Origin of the sequence: Streptomyces aureus, assembly GCF_001418135.1 — a bacterium.
In the GTDB taxonomy this organism is placed as follows: Bacteria; Actinomycetota; Actinomycetes; order Streptomycetales; family Streptomycetaceae; genus Streptomyces; species Streptomyces aureus_A.
Map to the genome: position 1 here is coordinate 1 of NZ_LIPQ01000070.1, position 14,863 is coordinate 14,863.

Here is a 14,863-nt window from a genome sequence, read left to right on the forward strand (position 1 = left end):
AGGCTTCCGCGCCTGAACCCGCACCACAGGTGCGGTGCACAAGGGGGTGCGGGTCCAGGCACACGGGGCGGAGGCGCCCGCCGAGGGCGCCGTCCCGTGTGCCCACCGGTCCCTCCCCCAAGGACTTCGTCCAGGGGGACCCCCAAGCGGGACGATTGCCCACACGGCGGGGGTGGGTGAGGCGCGGGCGCAGCCCACACGGCGGTGGCGAGGGCGCGGCGCGGGCACAGCCCGGACGGGCGGTGCGGGGTGTGTGTGCCCGCGCGGGCGGCTCGTGGGTCGCGGCGCGTCGCGAGGCGTCTACATCTCGCCCAGCGTCACCTCCGTCTTCCGCGTCGCCGTCCCCCGGACATACGTCACCGTGACCTCGTCCCCCGGCCGAAGCGAGGCCAACGCCTCCGACAGCGACGTGATCGTCGTGATGTCCGTGTCGCCCAGCCGCGTGATCACATCCCCCGGCTTCAGCCCCGCTCTGCCCGCCGCCCCGTCCGCCGGCGCCTCGACCACCGCCACGCCCGCCGGCTCGTAGTCGTCGCTCAGGACCGTACGGCCGGTGATGTTCAGCGCCGCCCGGCCCGAGTCGGTGACCTTGCCGTCCTTGACGATCTGGTCGGCGATCGTCCGCACCATCGACGCCGGGATGGCGAACCCGATGCCGGCGGCCGAACCGCCGCCCATCTCCGGGTCGACCGCCGCGAGCGTCGGGATGCCGATCACCTCGCTGTCCAGGTTCACCAGCGCGCCCCCGCTGTTGCCGGGGTTGATCGCGGCCGACGTCTGGACCATGTTCGCGATGGTCGCGCCCGTGCCGCCGCCCGTCTGCCCCTCGCTGACCGTGCGGCCCGTCGCCGAGACGATGCCCTGGGTCACGCTGCCGGACAGGCCCAGCGGCGAACCCATCGCGAGCACGATCTGTCCCATGTCGACGGCCGCCGAATCACCGAACCTGGCGGGCTTCAGACCCTGCGGCAGCGAGTCCATCTTGATCACCGCGAGGTCCTGCTCGGGGTACGAGGAGACGAGCTGGGCGGTGACCGGCTGCCCACCCGTCGCGGCGGTCACCGTGAAGGACTTCTCCCGGCCCACCACATGCGCGTTGGTGACGATGTGGCCCTTGTCGCCGTAGACGACCCCGGACCCGAGGCTCTCGGTCGCGTCGATCTGTACGACGGAGGGCAGGACGTTCTTGATGACGGCCTTGTAGTCGTCCTCGAGGTCGTTGGCGGCGAGCGGCGCCGCCGCCTGCGTGGAGCGCTCCGGCGCGGGCGTGCCTCCGCCGCCGGAGCAGCCGGCGACGAGCGCGACGGCGCACGCGGCGGCGGTCAGGGGCAGCAGGAGACCGGGAGCGCGGGCACGGGATACGTCCATGTCCGGAGTATCCGATTCAGCCCCGTCCCGGGCCCGGCGAGCGCACCCGATCAGGGGTGCGCGAGCGCCGGGCGCGGAAGCGGGGGCACGAGCGAAAGCAGAAACGGAGACAGGAACGACGACAGGAACGACGACGGAAGCCGAGGCGGACACGGACGCGACGCCCACAGACGCGGACAGCGACGCCCCGTCAGCCCGTCAGCCCCGCACCCCGCACAGATGCAGCAGCGCCGCCACCCGCCGGTACGGCTCCGTCCGGCCCGCCCGGTCCTCGGCGGCGAGCAGCCGCTCCAGCTCCTCGGCGGCCGGCAGGCCCGCCTCGGCCGGGACGCTGTCGGTGAAGACCCGTACCCCGTACCAGGCGTGCAGCGGCGCCGCGATCCCGGCGAGCGTCGCGGTCAGCGCGTCGAGGCGGTCGGCCCGCACCTTCACGCCGTTGTCGTCGGTGTAGACGTCCGAGTCGAAGCCGCTGAGCGCACCGGACCAGTCGCCGGCGAGCCCCGGCCGCATGGAGAGGGCCTCCGCGTTCCGTACGACCAGCGAGAGGAGCCCCCCAGGGGCGAGCATCCGGGCCAGGCCCGCCAGCAGCGCGTCGGGCTCGTCCGCGTACATGAGGACGCCGTGGCAGAGGACCACGTCGAAGCTGCCGGGGAGGAAGTGCACCCCGGTCTCGCGACCGTCGCCCTCGATCAGCCGGACCCGCTCACGGATCCCTGCCGGCTCGGTCGCCAGCGACTCGCGGGCGGCCTTCAGAAGATCGGGATCGGCTTCGAGGCCGGTCACCGTGTGGCCCGCGCGGGCGAGGCGCAGCGCCTGCGTGCCCTGGCCCATGCCGGCGTCGAGGATCCGGAGTCGCTGTCCCACGGGATAGCGGCTGGATATCTGCTCGTCGAGCTGGCGGGCGACTATCTCCTGACGGATGGTGTCGCGCAGCCCGCCGGAACCGGCGGGCCAGTGCACGACGACGGGCAGCACGGGACCGCCCGACTCCGACGTCGCGGCGCCGAAGGCGCGCTCGACGGGCTCCGAACTCTCGGCGCTCAGGGCCGCTCTCCGCGCTTGACCTGCGGCTTCGGCAGTCGCAGTCGGCGCATCTGGAGCGTACGCATCAGACCGTAGGCGATGGCGCCGCGCTTCGGCTCGTTCGGGAAGCGCTCGTTGAGCTGCTTCCGGAGCCGGATCCAGATGCCGACCGAGTCGATGACGATCAGGATGATCACACCGAGCCAGAGCAGCAGCGAGATGTTCTGCAGCGACCGGTTGGCGTTGCCGAACAGCGACAGCACGAGGATCACCACGGCCATCGGCAGGAAGAACTCGGCGATGGCGAACCGCGAGTCGACGAAGTCGCGCACGAAGCGGCGGACCGGACCCTTGTCGCGGGCCGGCAGGTAACGCTCGTCGCCACTCGCCAGCGCCTCGCGCTGACGGGCGAGGTCCGAGCGGCGTGCCTCGCGCTGGCGCTTGGCGGCCTCCTTGCGGTCGGTCGGCACCGTCGCGGCGCGACGGCGCTGGGTCTGCGCCTCACTCCGCTTCGGGGTCGGGCGGCCCTTGGGGGCCTCGGGGTCGCGGGGCTGCTTGGAAAGGTCCGCCGTCACCTTGTCGGTGGGGGCCTTCTCGTCCTTCGAACGGCTACGGAACACAAAACCCAAGGGTACGGGGTGGCGGGCATGAACCCCATGCCGGGCGGGAACGATCCGCTAACGGAGTGCGTCTAGGGCGGTACGTACGCGGGACAGGCGCGGTTTCCCCTAGATCCATCTACTCCCTGCGCGGGAGGGGACGCCGGGCGTAGTCGTCCTTTGGGAGGAGCGCATCAGGCTCCGAACAGTGCGGTAATGGAGACAGGGCCCGTACTGTGGATCCTGTCGAAAAGCTGGAGCCGAAGTCCGTCAGAAGGGGGCGCGCGAAGCCCATGAGCGGTGTCATGAAGCGTATGGGGATGATCTTCCGCGCGAAGGCGAACAAGGCCCTTGACCGGGCCGAGGATCCGCGCGAGACGCTCGATTACTCCTACCAGAAGCAGCTGGAGCTGCTGCAGAAGGTGCGACGGGGCGTCGCCGACGTCGCCACCTCCCGCAAGCGGCTCGAACTCCAGCTGAACCAGCTGCAGGGCCAGTCGGCCAAGCTGGAGGACCAGGGCCGCAAGGCGCTGGCTCTCGGCCGCGAGGACCTGGCGCGTGAGGCGCTGTCCCGCCGCGCCGCGCTCCAGCAGCAGGTCAGCGACCTGGAGGTGCAGCACCAGACGCTGCAGGGCGAGGAGGAGAAGCTCACCCTCGCCGCCCAGCGTCTTCAGGCCAAGGTGGACGCCTTCCGCACCAAGAAGGAGACCATCAAGGCGACCTACACGGCGGCCCAGGCGCAGACCCGGATCGCCGAGTCCTTCTCCGGCATCTCGGAGGAGATGAGCGACGTCGGTCTCGCGATCCAGCGGGCCGAGGACAAGACCGCCCAGCTCCAGGCGCGCGCCGGCGCGATCGACGAGCTGCTCGCCTCGGGCGCCCTGGACGACCAGTCCGGGCTCGCGAAGGACGACATCCAGGCGGAGCTCGACCGGCTCTCGGGCGGTACGGACGTCGAGCTGGAGCTCCAGCGGATGAAGGCGGAGCTGGCCGGCGGCACGTCGGCGCAGCAGCAGGCGATCGAGGGCGGCGGCGCGGCCGCGCCGCGGGACGCCACGCAGCAGCCCCAGTCCCACCCGCGCTTCGAGAAGTAGGCGACGACACGCGTCGGCGACGACATGTCGCCGACGTCACGTAGGCGACAGCCCGCGAACAGACAGGACGCGTCATGATCGTACGGATCATGGGGGAGGGCCAGTTGACGCTGGCCGACAGCCACCTCGTCGAGCTGAACAAGCTCGACGACGAGCTGCTCGACGAGATGGAGTCGGGGGACCAGGAAGGCTTTCGGCGCACGCTGAACGCCCTCCTGGACGAGGTCCGGCGGCTCGGTACGCCACTGCCGGACGAAGCGCTGGAACCCTCGGAACTGATCCTCCCCGCTCCGGACGCGGGCCTGGACGAGGTCAGGGAGATGCTCTCCGACGACGGCCTCATCCCCGGCTGACGGCCCTGCCGGCCGACGACCCTGAACGACGGTCCCGCCACCCCTAGGGGTCGGCGGGACCGTGTGTTTCCCGCCGGGCCGCCCCGGAGCGGGCCCGGACGCCCCGTGCCGCCCCGTACCGTTGTTGCCCGTGACCCCCACCGGACCCGCCACCGGCCCGCTCTTCGCCCGTCTCCGCGACTGGTTCCGCACGCATCCGCTCGCCTTCGACGCGACGCTCGCGTTCGGCGTGCTCGTCTCGATGATCGCCGGGTCCTTCACCGACCCGCACGGCAGCCCGACCGGGCCGACCTTCGGCGACCGCGTGCCCAGCGCGGCGAGCGTGCTGCTCATGGTGCTGGCGGCCGGCGCCCTGGTGCTGCGCCGGCGCCGCCCCTTCCACGTGCTCTGCTTCACGGTGGCGGTCAGCCTCCTGGAGCTGGTCAACGACACCCGGCCCGCCACCGTCTCCATGAGCGCCGTCATCGCGCTCTACACGGTCGCCTCCCGCACCGACCGGCCCACCACCTGGCGGGTCGGTCTCGTCACCATGGCGGTGCTGACGGCCGCGGCCATGGCCTTCGGCCCCACCCCCTGGTACGCCCAGGAGAACCTCGGCCTCTTCGCGTGGACCGGCATGGCGGCGGCCGCGGGAGACGCCGTCCGCAGCCGCCGGGCCTTCGTCGACGCCATCCGGGAGCGCGCCGAGCGGGCCGAGCGCACCCGCGAGGAGGAGGCGGGCCGCCGGGTCGCGGAGGAGCGGCTGCGGATCGCCCGCGACCTCCACGACGTCGTCGCCCACCACATCGCCCTGGTGAACGTCCAGGCCGGCGTCGCCGCGCACGTCATGGACAAGCGCCCCGACCAGGCCAAGGAGGCCCTCGCGCACGTCCGGGACGCGAGCCGGTCCGCGCTCGACGAGCTGCGCGCCACCGTCGGACTGCTGCGCCAGTCCGGCGACCCGGAGGCCCCCACCGAACCGGCGCCCGGCCTCGCCGTTCTCGACGGGCTGCTCGACAGCTTCCGCAACGCCGGGCTGCCGGTCACCCTGGCCCGCACCGACGGCGAGCGGCCGCTCCCCGCGACCGTCGACCTGGCCGCGTACCGGATCGTGCAGGAGGCGCTGACCAATGTGCGCAAGCACGCGGGGCCGGACGCCGAGGCCGAGGTGAGCGTCGTCCGGGTCGGCCGTACGGTCGAGATCACCGTCCTCGACAACGGCACGTCCGTCCCCGTCGCCGACCCCGTGCCCAACGGCGGCCACGGCCTGCTCGGCATGCGCGAGCGGGTCGGCGCGCTCGGCGGCACCCTCACCGCGGCCCCCCGGTACGGTGGCGGCTTCCGGGTCCAGGCGATACTGCCGGTGACGTCCCGTACGGGGGAGGGCACATGACGATCCGGGTACTGCTGGCCGACGACCAGGCCCTGCTCCGCAGCGCCTTCAAGGTCCTGGTGAACTCCGAACCGGACATGGAGGTCGTCGGCGAGGCGGCCGACGGCGCCCAGGCCGTGGCCCTGGCCCGCTCCGAGCGGGCCGACGTGGTTCTGATGGACATCCGGATGCCGGGCACGGACGGCCTCGCGGCCACCCGCATGATCACCGCGGATCCGGAACTCTCCGACGTACGGATCGTCATGCTGACCACCTTCGAGGTCGACGAGTACGTCGTGCAGTCGCTGCGTGCCGGGGCATCCGGCTTCCTCGGCAAGGGCGCCGAACCCGAGGAGCTGCTCGGCGCGATCCGGATCGCCCACGCCGGCGAGGCGCTGCTCTCCCCGGCCGCCACCAAGGGCCTGATCGCCACGTTCCTGGCCCAGGGCCCCGGCGCGGACGTCGTGGGCGAAGAGGGCCGGGGCCGTACCGAGCGGCTCGCCGCGCTCACCGCCCGGGAGCGCGAGGTCCTTGTCCTCGTCGCCGGCGGTCTCTCCAACGACGAGATCGCCGAGCGGCTCGACGTCAGCCCGCTCACCGTGAAGACCCACGTCAACCGGGCCATGGCCAAGCTCGGCGCCCGCGACCGGGCCCAGCTGGTCGTCACCGCCTACGAATCGGGACTGGTACGCCCGAGGGTGGAGTGACCGGGGGCTCCGGCGTACTCCAGACGCGGTATGCGCGAGATAAGGATGTGGACCCGAGGGGCGAGGACTTCCGGTCCTCGATGGCAGATCGTATAGACGGGGGGCACCTCCGGCGGATCCCGCGGATCCGGGCCGGGGTCTTGGCTGCTCCCGCCTGTCGACGAGTACGCCACAGAAGAGAGACCCCATGTCCTGGCTGTCCAGATTCAGCCTCGCGCAAAGGGCCCTGATCGGGCTGATCTCCATCGTCGCCCTGGTGTTCGGGGCGATCGCGATACCGCAGCTGAAGCAGCAGCTGTTCCCCTCGATCGAGCTGCCCATGGTCTCGGTCCTCGCCCCCTACCAGGGTGCCTCTCCCGATGTGGTCGAGAAGCAGGTCGTCGAGCCCCTGGAGAACAACCTCAAGGCCGTCGACGGCCTGAAGTCGGTCACCTCCACGGCCTCCGAGGGCATGGCGCTCGTCATGGCCTCCTTCGACTACGGCGACGAATCGACGAAGCAGCTCGTCGCCGACGTCCAGCAGGCCGTCAACCGGGCCCGCGCCGAACTGCCCGACACGGTCGACCCGCAGGTCGTGGCCGGCTCCACGGACGACATCCCGACCGTCGTCCTCGCCGCCGCCTCCGACCAGGACCCGCAGGCGCTCGCCGACCTGCTGGACCGCACCGTCGTGCCCGCCCTCGAAGGCATCGAGGGCGTCGGCCAGGTCTCCGTCACCGGAGTCCAGGACCTCCAGGTCTCCGTCACCCCGGACGACCGCAAGCTCGCCGCGGCCGGTCTCACGACCATGAAGCTCGGTGAGGCCCTCCGCTCCGGCGGCGGCACCCTGCCGGCCGGCTCCTTCTCCGAGACGGGCAAGAGCCGCACCATCCAGGTCGGCGGCGGCTACACCTCGCTGCAGCAGATCGAGGACCTCCGCATCCCGGCGGCCACCCCCGGCAAGGGCAAGGCGGTCCGCCTCGGTGACGTGGCCACCGTCCGCCAGGAGGAGTCGCCCCGCGTCTCCCTCACCCGGACCAACGGCAAGCCCAGCCTCGCCGTCATGGCCACCATGGACAAGGACGGCAGCGCCGTCGCGATCTCCGACGCCGTCAAGGAGAAGCTGCCCGAGCTGCGCGCCGACCTCGGCGCGGGCGCCGAACTGACCGTGGTCTCCGACCAGGGCCCGGCCGTCGCCAAGGCCGTCTCCGGCCTGACCACCGAGGGCGCCCTCGGCCTCGTCATGGCCGTCCTGGTGATCCTGGTCTTCCTCGCGTCGATCCGCTCCACCCTGGTCACCGCGGTCTCCATCCCGCTCTCGGTCGTCCTCGCGCTCATCGTGCTGTGGACCCGCGACCTCTCGCTCAACATGCTGACGCTCGGCGCGCTCACCATCGCCATCGGCCGGGTCGTCGACGACTCGATCGTGGTCCTGGAGAACATCAAGCGTCACCTCGGCTACGGCGAGGAGCGGCAGGCCGCCATCCTCACCGCGGTCCGCGAGGTGGCGGGCGCCGTCACCTCCTCGACGCTCACGACCGTCGCCGTCTTCCTGCCGATCGGTCTGACCGGCGGCATGATCGGCGAGCTGTTCGGCTCGTTCTCGCTGACGGTCACGGCGGCCCTGCTGGCCTCGCTGCTCGTCTCCCTGACGGTCGTCCCGGTCCTCTCGTACTGGTTCCTGCGCGCCCCCAAGGGCACCCCGGAGGACCTGGCGGAGGCTCGCAGGCTGGCCGAGGAGAAGGAGGAGAAGAGCCGTCTCCAGCGCCTGTACGTGCCGGTCCTGAAGTTCGCGACCCGGCGCCGGCTGACCAGCCTCGCCATCGCGTTCGTCGTCCTGATCGTCACCTTCGGCATGGCCCCGCTCCTGAAGACGAACTTCTTCGACCAGGGCGAGCAGGAGGTGCTCAGCATCCAGCAGGAGCTGGCGCCCGGCACCGCCCTCGACGCCTCCGACGCGGCCGCGAAGAAGATCGAGAAGCTCCTCGCGGAGACCGACGGCGTCAAGGACTACCAGGTCAACGTCGGCTCGTCCGGCTTCATGGCGGCCTTCGGCGGCGGCACCGGCACCAACCAGGCCACCTATCAGGTCAGCCTGGAGGAGTCCGCCTCCTTCGAGAAGACCCGTGACGCCATCGAGAAGGGCCTCGCCGCCCTCGACGGGGTCGGCGACACCAAGCTCGCCGCCGGTGACGGCTTCGGCAGCCAGGACCTGAGCGTGGTCGTCAAGGCCGCCGACGCCGAGGTCCTCCAGAAGGCCTCCGAGCAGGTCCGGGCCGCGATCGCCGGCATCAAGGACGTCACCGACGTCCAGAGCGACCTCTCGCAGTCCGTTCCGCGCATCTCGGTCAAGGCGAAGCCCGCCGCGGCCGACGCCGGCTTCGACTCCGCCTCGCTGGGCATGATCGTCGGCCAGGCCGTCCGGGGCACCCCGACCGCCAAGGCGATCCTCGACGACAGCGAGCGGGACGTCCTCCTCACCTCGGCGAAGCCGGTCACCACCCTGGCCGGCCTCAAGGCACTGCCCCTCGGCCCGGTGACGCTGGGCGACGTCGCCACCGTCGAGCTCGTCCCCGGCCCGGTCTCCATGACCCGGATCGACGGCGCCCGCGCCGCGACGATCACGGCCAAGCCGGTCGGCGACAACACCGGCGCCGTGAGCGCCACCCTGCAGCAGAAGATCGACGCGCTCGACCTGCCGGAGGGCGCCACCGCCAGCATCGGCGGTGTCTCCGAGGACCAGTCCGAGGCCTTCCTCAACCTGTTCCTGGCGATGCTCGCGGCCATCGCGATCGTCTTCATGCTGCTCGTCGCGACCTTCCGGTCGCTGATCCAGCCGCTGATCCTGCTGGTCTCGATCCCGTTCGCGGCGACCGGCGCGATCGGACTCCTCGTGGTCACCGACACCGCGATGGGCGTCCCGGCGATGATCGGCATGCTGATGCTCATCGGCATCGTCGTCACCAACGCGATCGTCCTGATCGACCTGATCAACCAGTACCGGGCGCAGGGCCTGGGCGTCGTGGAAGCGGTGATCGAGGGTGGCCGGCACCGGCTCCGCCCGATCCTGATGACCGCTCTGGCGACGATCTTCGCCCTGCTGCCGATGGCGCTCGGCATCACCGGTGAGGGCGGCTTCATCGCCCAGCCGCTGGCCGTGGTGGTGATCGGCGGTCTGATCACGTCGACGCTGCTGACGCTGCTCCTCGTCCCGACGCTCTACGCGATGGTGGAGCTCCGCAAGGAGCGCCGCGCGAAGAAGCGGGCGGCGAAGAAGGGCAAGGACATCCCGGAGCAGCCGACGGACGCGAACACCGACACGGACGCGGCCCTGCTGGACGCGCTGGACATGTAGGAGGCACGTGTACGCCGAAGGGCGCCCCGCACACCGCGGGGCGCCCTTCGGGCGTATCTCGGGGAGAACCGTTACGGCAGAGCGAGCATCCGCTCCAGCGCGAGCTTCGCGAAGCTCTCCGTCTCCTTGTCGACCTGGATCTGGTTGACGAGGTTGCCCTCGGCCAGCGCCTCCAGGGTCCACACCAGGTGCGGCAGGTCGATGCGGTTCATCGTCGAGCAGAAGCAGACCGTCTTGTCGAGGAAGACGATCTCCTTGTCCTGGTCGGCGAATCGGTTCGCCAGGCGGCGGACCAGGTTCAGCTCCGTGCCGATCGCCCACTTGGAACCGGCCGGGGCCGCCTCCAGGGTGTTGATGATGTACTCGGTCGAGCCCACGTAGTCCGCGGCGGCGACGACCTCGTGCCGGCACTCGGGGTGGACGAGCACGTTCACGCCCGGGACGCGCTCGCGGACGTCGTTGACCGAGTCCAGCGAGAAGCGGCCGTGCACCGAGCAGTGGCCCCGCCACAGGATCATCTTGGCGGCGCGCAGCTCCTCGACGGTCAGCCCGCCGTTCGGCTTGTGCGGGTTGTACAGAACGCAGTCGTCGAGGGACATGCCCATGTCGCGGACGGCCGTGTTGCGTCCCAGGTGCTGGTCCGGCAGGAACAGCACCTTCTCGCCCTGCTCGAACGCCCAGTCCAGGGCGCGCTCGGCGTTGGACGAGGTGCAGATTGTGCCCCCGTGCTTGCCGGTGAAGGCCTTGATGTCGGCCGAGGAGTTCATGTACGAGACGGGCACGACCTGCTCGGCGACGCCGGCCTCGGTCAGCACGTCCCAGCACTCGGCGACCTGCTCGGCGGTGGCCATGTCGGCCATCGAGCAGCCGGCCGCGAGGTCGGGAAGGACGACCTTCTGCTCGTCGCCGGTCAGGATGTCGGCCGACTCCGCCATGAAGTGCACACCGCAGAAGACGATGTACTCGGCCTCGGGCTTGGCCGCCGCGTCACGCGCGAGCTTGAAGGAGTCGCCGGTGACGTCGGCGAACTGGATGACCTCGTCGCGCTGGTAGTGGTGGCCGAGGACGAAGACCTTGTCCCCGAGCTTCTGCTTGGCCGCGCGGGCGCGCTCCACCAGGTCCGGGTCGGAGGGCGACGGCAGATCGCCGGGGCACTCCACGCCGCGCTCGCTCTTCGGGTCGGCCTCGCGGCCGAGCAGAAGCAGGGCGAGCGGCGACGGCTGGACGTCGAGATCATGACGGGCTTGGGCCGTGGTCACGTCACGCACCCTTTCTTCGGGGAACCTTTTCGTCTAAATGACGCTATCTATCATAACCGCTTCACGTCACGTTGACGATGTCCATAGTGTCGATGTGACGAATTCGCCGCCGCCGTCGCTGGACTTCGCGGCCGCCGCCACTGGACATCGCCGTCGCTCCCGCTGCACTTCGTCGTCCCCGCAGTTGGACAGGGTGTGCGAGCATGAAGGGAGAAAGACCCCACACGGCCCGGAATGAATCCGGGGCACCGTCGGTTGCAACCGTCGGCAAGCAGTCTCCGTACACACCGGGAGAGAAGCAGATGTCCGTATCGGACGAGAAGACCACTGTCAGCGACGGCATCCTCCTGTCCGACGCCGCCGCGGCCAAGGTCAAGGCCCTCCTCGACCAGGAAGGCCGCGAGGACCTGGCCCTGCGCGTCGCCGTTCAGCCCGGCGGCTGCTCCGGCCTGCGTTACCAGCTGTTCTTCGACGAGCGTTCGCTCGACGGCGACGTCGTGAAGGACTTCGACGGCGTCAAGGTCGTCACCGACCGCATGAGCGCCCCGTACCTGGGCGGCGCCTCGATCGACTTCGTCGACACCATCGAGAAGCAGGGCTTCACCATCGACAACCCGAACGCCACGGGCTCCTGCGCCTGCGGCGACTCGTTCAGCTAAGCCGCACCGGCTGTACGCACCTGAGGGCGGCGGCCCGGGATCTCTCCCGGGCCGCCGCCCTCGGTCGTGCCCGCCCGCCGCACTCAGCGACGCGGCACGGCCTCCCCGCTCGCCGCGTCGACCACCGGCCGGTCGCCCAGCGGACTCTTCAGCGTCACCGTCTTCGTGAAGTCCTTGGCGATCATGATGCAGACCCGGTCGGGGTCGGTCTTCTCGACGATCCGCACCGTCACCCGGTCCGGCTGCTCGTCGGCCTTCACGGTGTACGTGCTGCACACCCCGCCCCAGAAGGTGACGGCCAGCTCCCTGCCGTCCCCCTGGACCCGGACGGACTCCACGACCCGCGCGGCCCCCGTACCGTCCCCGGGAGGGGGTGTGGGCGTCGGTGTCGGCTCCGGGGAGGGCTTCGCCGGCGGCGCCAGGTACTCCGGCGCCACCGCCGCCCGCACCACCGTGTACGGCGCGCCGTCCGCCGGGTCCGCGGTGAACAGCCACGACGGTACGAGCAGCCGCGCACCGTCCACGTCCCGCGCGGCCAGACCGAAGACCGCGGCGGTCACCGGCACCCGGTCGGGCGCGGCCATGTCCACGATCGTCTGGCAGGGCGGAGTGGGCTCGACATGCCCGGGCGCCGGCTTTCCGCCGGTCCCGCTGTCCTCGGCCTTCCCGTTCCCGTCCACGCCGGGCGGGGCCGTGGGGCAGTGCCCCACGCCGATCGGGCCGGTGCCCTTCGAGTCCTCGTTCAGCGCGGCGAGCGCCTTCGACGCCCCGATCACCGGGTACGTGGCGCCCTCGGCCGGTTCCTTGAGCATCCCGCTCCCGGCGACCGCCCGGCCGTCCCGCGCGATGTGCAGCCCCGTCGACCAGCCGTACGTCGGCAGTCCGCCCACCACCGGATCGGCGTTGACCACCCGTACCGAACCGTTCACCACACCGGTCGCGGTGACCTTGGCGTCGTCCTGGCCGAGCGCCTTCAGGATCGGCGCGGCCGCCGTCTTTGCCGCCGCCTCGCTCAGCGGCGTACCGCCCGGCGCGGGTTTCGACTCGCCCGGCGGCGGGCAGGCCTTGCCCTTGAGACAGGCGTCGCCGGCCGGACCGCCGTCGTACCAGGAGTACGTCCAGTTCCCCGGCGCCTTCCGCGCCACGTCGAGGCGGGCTCCCGAACCGTCCTTCTCCGGCCGGATCGTCCAGACCTCGCCCACCAGCGAGGGACTCCCGGAGATGCCCAGTGCCTCGGCCAGCCTGGTCACCTCCGCCGAGGTGACCAGGCCCTCGGGCCGGTGGACCGCGGCCGAGGAGGGCCCCTGGGGGAGTGGGCCCTTGGCTGTGTAGACGGTCCCGTTCGGGCCGCCCCCGGGGTCCGGCTCGCCGGGCGCGATGCCCGGACCGCCCCGTGTGTCGCCACCGACGGTGGCGCCGCCGCTGCCGCCCTCCAGGCGCAGCGGGGTCGGCGGGCCGGCCGCGTCGGCGGCCCTGGTGGCCGCGCCCGCGCCGGTGCCGTCACCGGATGCCGTGGTGGCGAGATAGACGCCACCGCCCCCGGCGAGCAGCACACCCGCCGCCACCGAGGCGGCGATGACGCTCCGTCGCCTCCGTACGTTCTCCGTACCGCTCACCGCAACGCTCCCTCGTCTCGACCGGACGCCGATGGGACGGAGCGGATGCGCGGACGGTTCCGTCCGTCAGCCGCCGTATTCGGCGGTCGCCTCGATGAGCCGTGCCGAGGCCGCGGGGACGACGACCCCGTGGATCAGCGCGGGGGAGACCGGAGCGGGCGCGGGGGAGACCGGAGTCACCCAGTGCGGAGCCATCCGTGCGCCGTCGCCCCGCAGGTCGGCGAGGCTCAGCTCGGACTCGTGTCGCTCACGTGAAGCGGGGTAGATGGTCATGGGCGCACCGTATGCACCGCACGCCCCCGGGGAAAAGACCTACTCTGGGGTAGTTTCCACTGTTCGGCAGTGAGGCCACCAGCCGGTAGCGTGAATGTCCGTCATTGCCGCCTTCCCGCAGGAGCACCCCGCCGTGCGTATCGCAGTCACCGGCTCCATCGCCACCGACCACCTCATGACCTTCCCCGGCCGGTTCGCCGACCAGCTGGTGGCCGACCAGCTGCACACGGTGTCCCTCTCCTTCCTCGTCGACAACCTCGACGTCCGGCGCGGCGGCGTCGGCCCCAACATCTGCTTCGGCATGGGCCAGCTGGGCGGCAACCCGATCCTGGTGGGCGCGGCCGGCTACGACTTCGACGAGTACCGCGGCTGGCTCGACCGCCACGGCGTCGACACCGGCTCGGTGCGCATCTCCGAGGTCCTGCACACGGCCCGCTTCGTCTGCACCACGGACAAGGACCACAACCAGATCGGCTCCTTCTACACGGGCGCGATGAGCGAGGCCCGGCTGATCGAGCTCAAGGCCGTCGCCGACCGGGTGGGCGGGCTCGACCTCGTCCTCATCGGTGCCGACGACCCCGAGGCGATGCTCCGCCACACGGAGGAGTGCAAGACGCGGGGCATCCCCTTCGCCGCGGACTTCTCGCAGCAGATCGCGCGGATGGACGGCGACGAGATCCGCACCCTCCTGGACGGCGCCACGTACCTCTTCTCCAACGAGTACGAGAAGGGCCTCATCGAGTCCAAGACGGGCTGGACCGACGCCGAGATCCTCTCCCGCGTCGGCCACCGCGTCACCACGCTCGGCTCGCGCGGTGTGCGCATCGAGCGCGTCGGCGACACGCCGATCGAGGTCGCGTGCGCGGAGGAGACGGCGAAGGTCGACCCGACGGGCGTCGGCGACGCGTTCCGCGCGGGCTTCCTGACCGGTCTGTCGTGGGGTGTGGGACACGAGCGGGCGGCGCAGGTCGGCTGCATGCTGGCGACGCTGGTGATCGAGACGCTGGGCACGCAGGAGTACACCCTCCGCCGCGCGAACTTCATGGACCGCTTCCAGAAGGCGTACGGCGAAGAGGCCGCCTCGGAAGTCCAGTCCCACCTCTCCTGACCCCCGCGCCCACCGCCGCCCCTCCGGTGTGGGCCTCCGGCACAAGGGGCGGGGGCGCCGCCAGGCGCGCCCGCCCGTGTGCCTACCCGTCTTTCCCCCCGAGGACTTCGTCCAGGGGG

13 protein-coding genes are annotated in these 14,863 nt (G+C 71.5%); 7 read left to right on the forward strand and 6 right to left on the reverse strand.

The window, feature by feature from the left end; genetic code table 11:
* Window positions 1–300: 300 nt before the first annotated feature.
* The 3 genes from AOK00_RS07410 to AOK00_RS07420 form a co-directional block, all read right to left on the reverse strand.
* Window positions 301–1,368: a S1C family serine protease gene (locus AOK00_RS07410; RefSeq protein ID WP_055599507.1), complete on the reverse strand. Its 1,068-nt coding sequence runs from the start codon at window positions 1,366–1,368 to the stop codon at window positions 301–303.
* Between the two features lie 198 nt (window positions 1,369–1,566).
* Entirely contained in the window at window positions 1,567–2,343 is a 777-nt protein-coding gene (locus AOK00_RS07415) for a class I SAM-dependent methyltransferase (RefSeq protein ID WP_254047273.1), read from the reverse strand.
* A 65-nt stretch (window positions 2,344–2,408) separates the two neighbouring features.
* On the reverse strand, window positions 2,409–3,011 hold the full coding sequence (locus AOK00_RS07420; protein ID WP_055599508.1) for a DUF3043 domain-containing protein: 603 nt from the start codon (window positions 3,009–3,011) through the stop codon (window positions 2,409–2,411).
* A 272-nt stretch (window positions 3,012–3,283) separates the two neighbouring features.
* Between AOK00_RS07420 and AOK00_RS07425 the strand changes: the two genes are divergently transcribed.
* The 5 genes from AOK00_RS07425 (at window position 3,284) to AOK00_RS07445 (ending at window position 9,829) form a co-directional block, all read left to right on the forward strand.
* Window positions 3,284–4,084, forward strand: a complete 801-nt coding sequence (locus tag AOK00_RS07425) for a PspA/IM30 family protein (protein ID WP_079041879.1) — start codon at window positions 3,284–3,286, stop codon at window positions 4,082–4,084.
* A gap of 74 nt (window positions 4,085–4,158) precedes the next feature.
* A complete protein-coding gene (pspAA, locus tag AOK00_RS07430) occupies window positions 4,159–4,437 on the forward strand; it encodes a PspA-associated protein PspAA (protein WP_055599510.1) in 279 nt (92 codons plus the stop codon).
* 121 nt (window positions 4,438–4,558) lie between these two features.
* Window positions 4,559–5,809 (forward strand): sensor histidine kinase, encoded by a 1,251-nt coding sequence (locus AOK00_RS07435; RefSeq protein WP_055599511.1) that lies wholly within the window; start codon window positions 4,559–4,561, stop codon window positions 5,807–5,809.
* Window positions 5,806–6,495, forward strand: a complete 690-nt coding sequence (locus AOK00_RS07440; protein WP_055599512.1) for a response regulator — start codon at window positions 5,806–5,808, stop codon at window positions 6,493–6,495. Before AOK00_RS07435 ends, AOK00_RS07440 begins: the two co-directional genes overlap by 4 nt.
* 187 nt (window positions 6,496–6,682) lie before the next feature.
* A complete protein-coding gene (locus AOK00_RS07445) occupies window positions 6,683–9,829 on the forward strand; it encodes an efflux RND transporter permease subunit (protein WP_055599513.1) in 3,147 nt (1,048 codons plus the stop codon).
* Window positions 9,830–9,900: 71 nt separating this feature from the next.
* Here the strand turns inward: AOK00_RS07445 and nadA are convergent, their stop codons facing one another.
* Window positions 9,901–11,097 (reverse strand): quinolinate synthase NadA, encoded by a 1,197-nt coding sequence (gene nadA, locus AOK00_RS07450; RefSeq protein ID WP_055599514.1) that lies wholly within the window; start codon window positions 11,095–11,097, stop codon window positions 9,901–9,903.
* Between the two features lie 293 nt (window positions 11,098–11,390).
* On the opposite strand from nadA, the gene AOK00_RS07455 reads away from it, so the two are divergent.
* Window positions 11,391–11,747 (forward strand): HesB/IscA family protein, encoded by a 357-nt coding sequence (locus AOK00_RS07455; RefSeq protein WP_015033024.1) that lies wholly within the window; start codon window positions 11,391–11,393, stop codon window positions 11,745–11,747.
* Window positions 11,748–11,830: 83 nt separating this feature from the next.
* Here AOK00_RS07455 and AOK00_RS07460 read toward each other — a convergent pair whose 3' ends face one another.
* Window positions 11,831–13,363, reverse strand: a complete 1,533-nt coding sequence (locus AOK00_RS07460; protein WP_055599515.1) for a hypothetical protein — start codon at window positions 13,361–13,363, stop codon at window positions 11,831–11,833.
* A 66-nt stretch (window positions 13,364–13,429) separates the two neighbouring features.
* Window positions 13,430–13,636: a hypothetical protein gene (locus AOK00_RS07465; RefSeq protein WP_055599516.1), complete on the reverse strand. Its 207-nt coding sequence runs from the start codon at window positions 13,634–13,636 to the stop codon at window positions 13,430–13,432.
* A 133-nt stretch (window positions 13,637–13,769) separates the two neighbouring features.
* On the opposite strand from AOK00_RS07465, the gene AOK00_RS07470 reads away from it, so the two are divergent.
* Complete coding sequence (locus AOK00_RS07470) at window positions 13,770–14,744, forward strand: carbohydrate kinase family protein (RefSeq protein WP_055599518.1); 975 nt, start codon at window positions 13,770–13,772, stop codon at window positions 14,742–14,744.
* The last annotated feature ends 119 nt before the right edge of the window (window positions 14,745–14,863 follow it).

Bases quoted from the DNA above. Each gene is read 5' to 3' on its own strand.
- pspAA (WP_055599510.1), top strand. From the start codon at position 4,159: ATGATCGTACGGATCATGGGGGAGGGCCAGTTGACGCTGGCCGACAGC.
- AOK00_RS07445 (WP_055599513.1), top strand. From the start codon at position 6,683: ATGTCCTGGCTGTCCAGATTCAGCCTCGCGCAAAGGGCCCTGATCGGG.
- AOK00_RS07455 (WP_015033024.1), top strand. From the start codon at position 11,391: ATGTCCGTATCGGACGAGAAGACCACTGTCAGCGACGGCATCCTCCTG.
- AOK00_RS07465 (WP_055599516.1), bottom strand. From the start codon at position 13,636: ATGACCATCTACCCCGCTTCACGTGAGCGACACGAGTCCGAGCTGAGC.
- AOK00_RS07425 (WP_079041879.1), top strand. From the start codon at position 3,284: ATGAGCGGTGTCATGAAGCGTATGGGGATGATCTTCCGCGCGAAGGCG.
- AOK00_RS07440 (WP_055599512.1), top strand. From the start codon at position 5,806: ATGACGATCCGGGTACTGCTGGCCGACGACCAGGCCCTGCTCCGCAGC.
- AOK00_RS07410 (WP_055599507.1), bottom strand. From the start codon at position 1,368: ATGGACGTATCCCGTGCCCGCGCTCCCGGTCTCCTGCTGCCCCTGACC.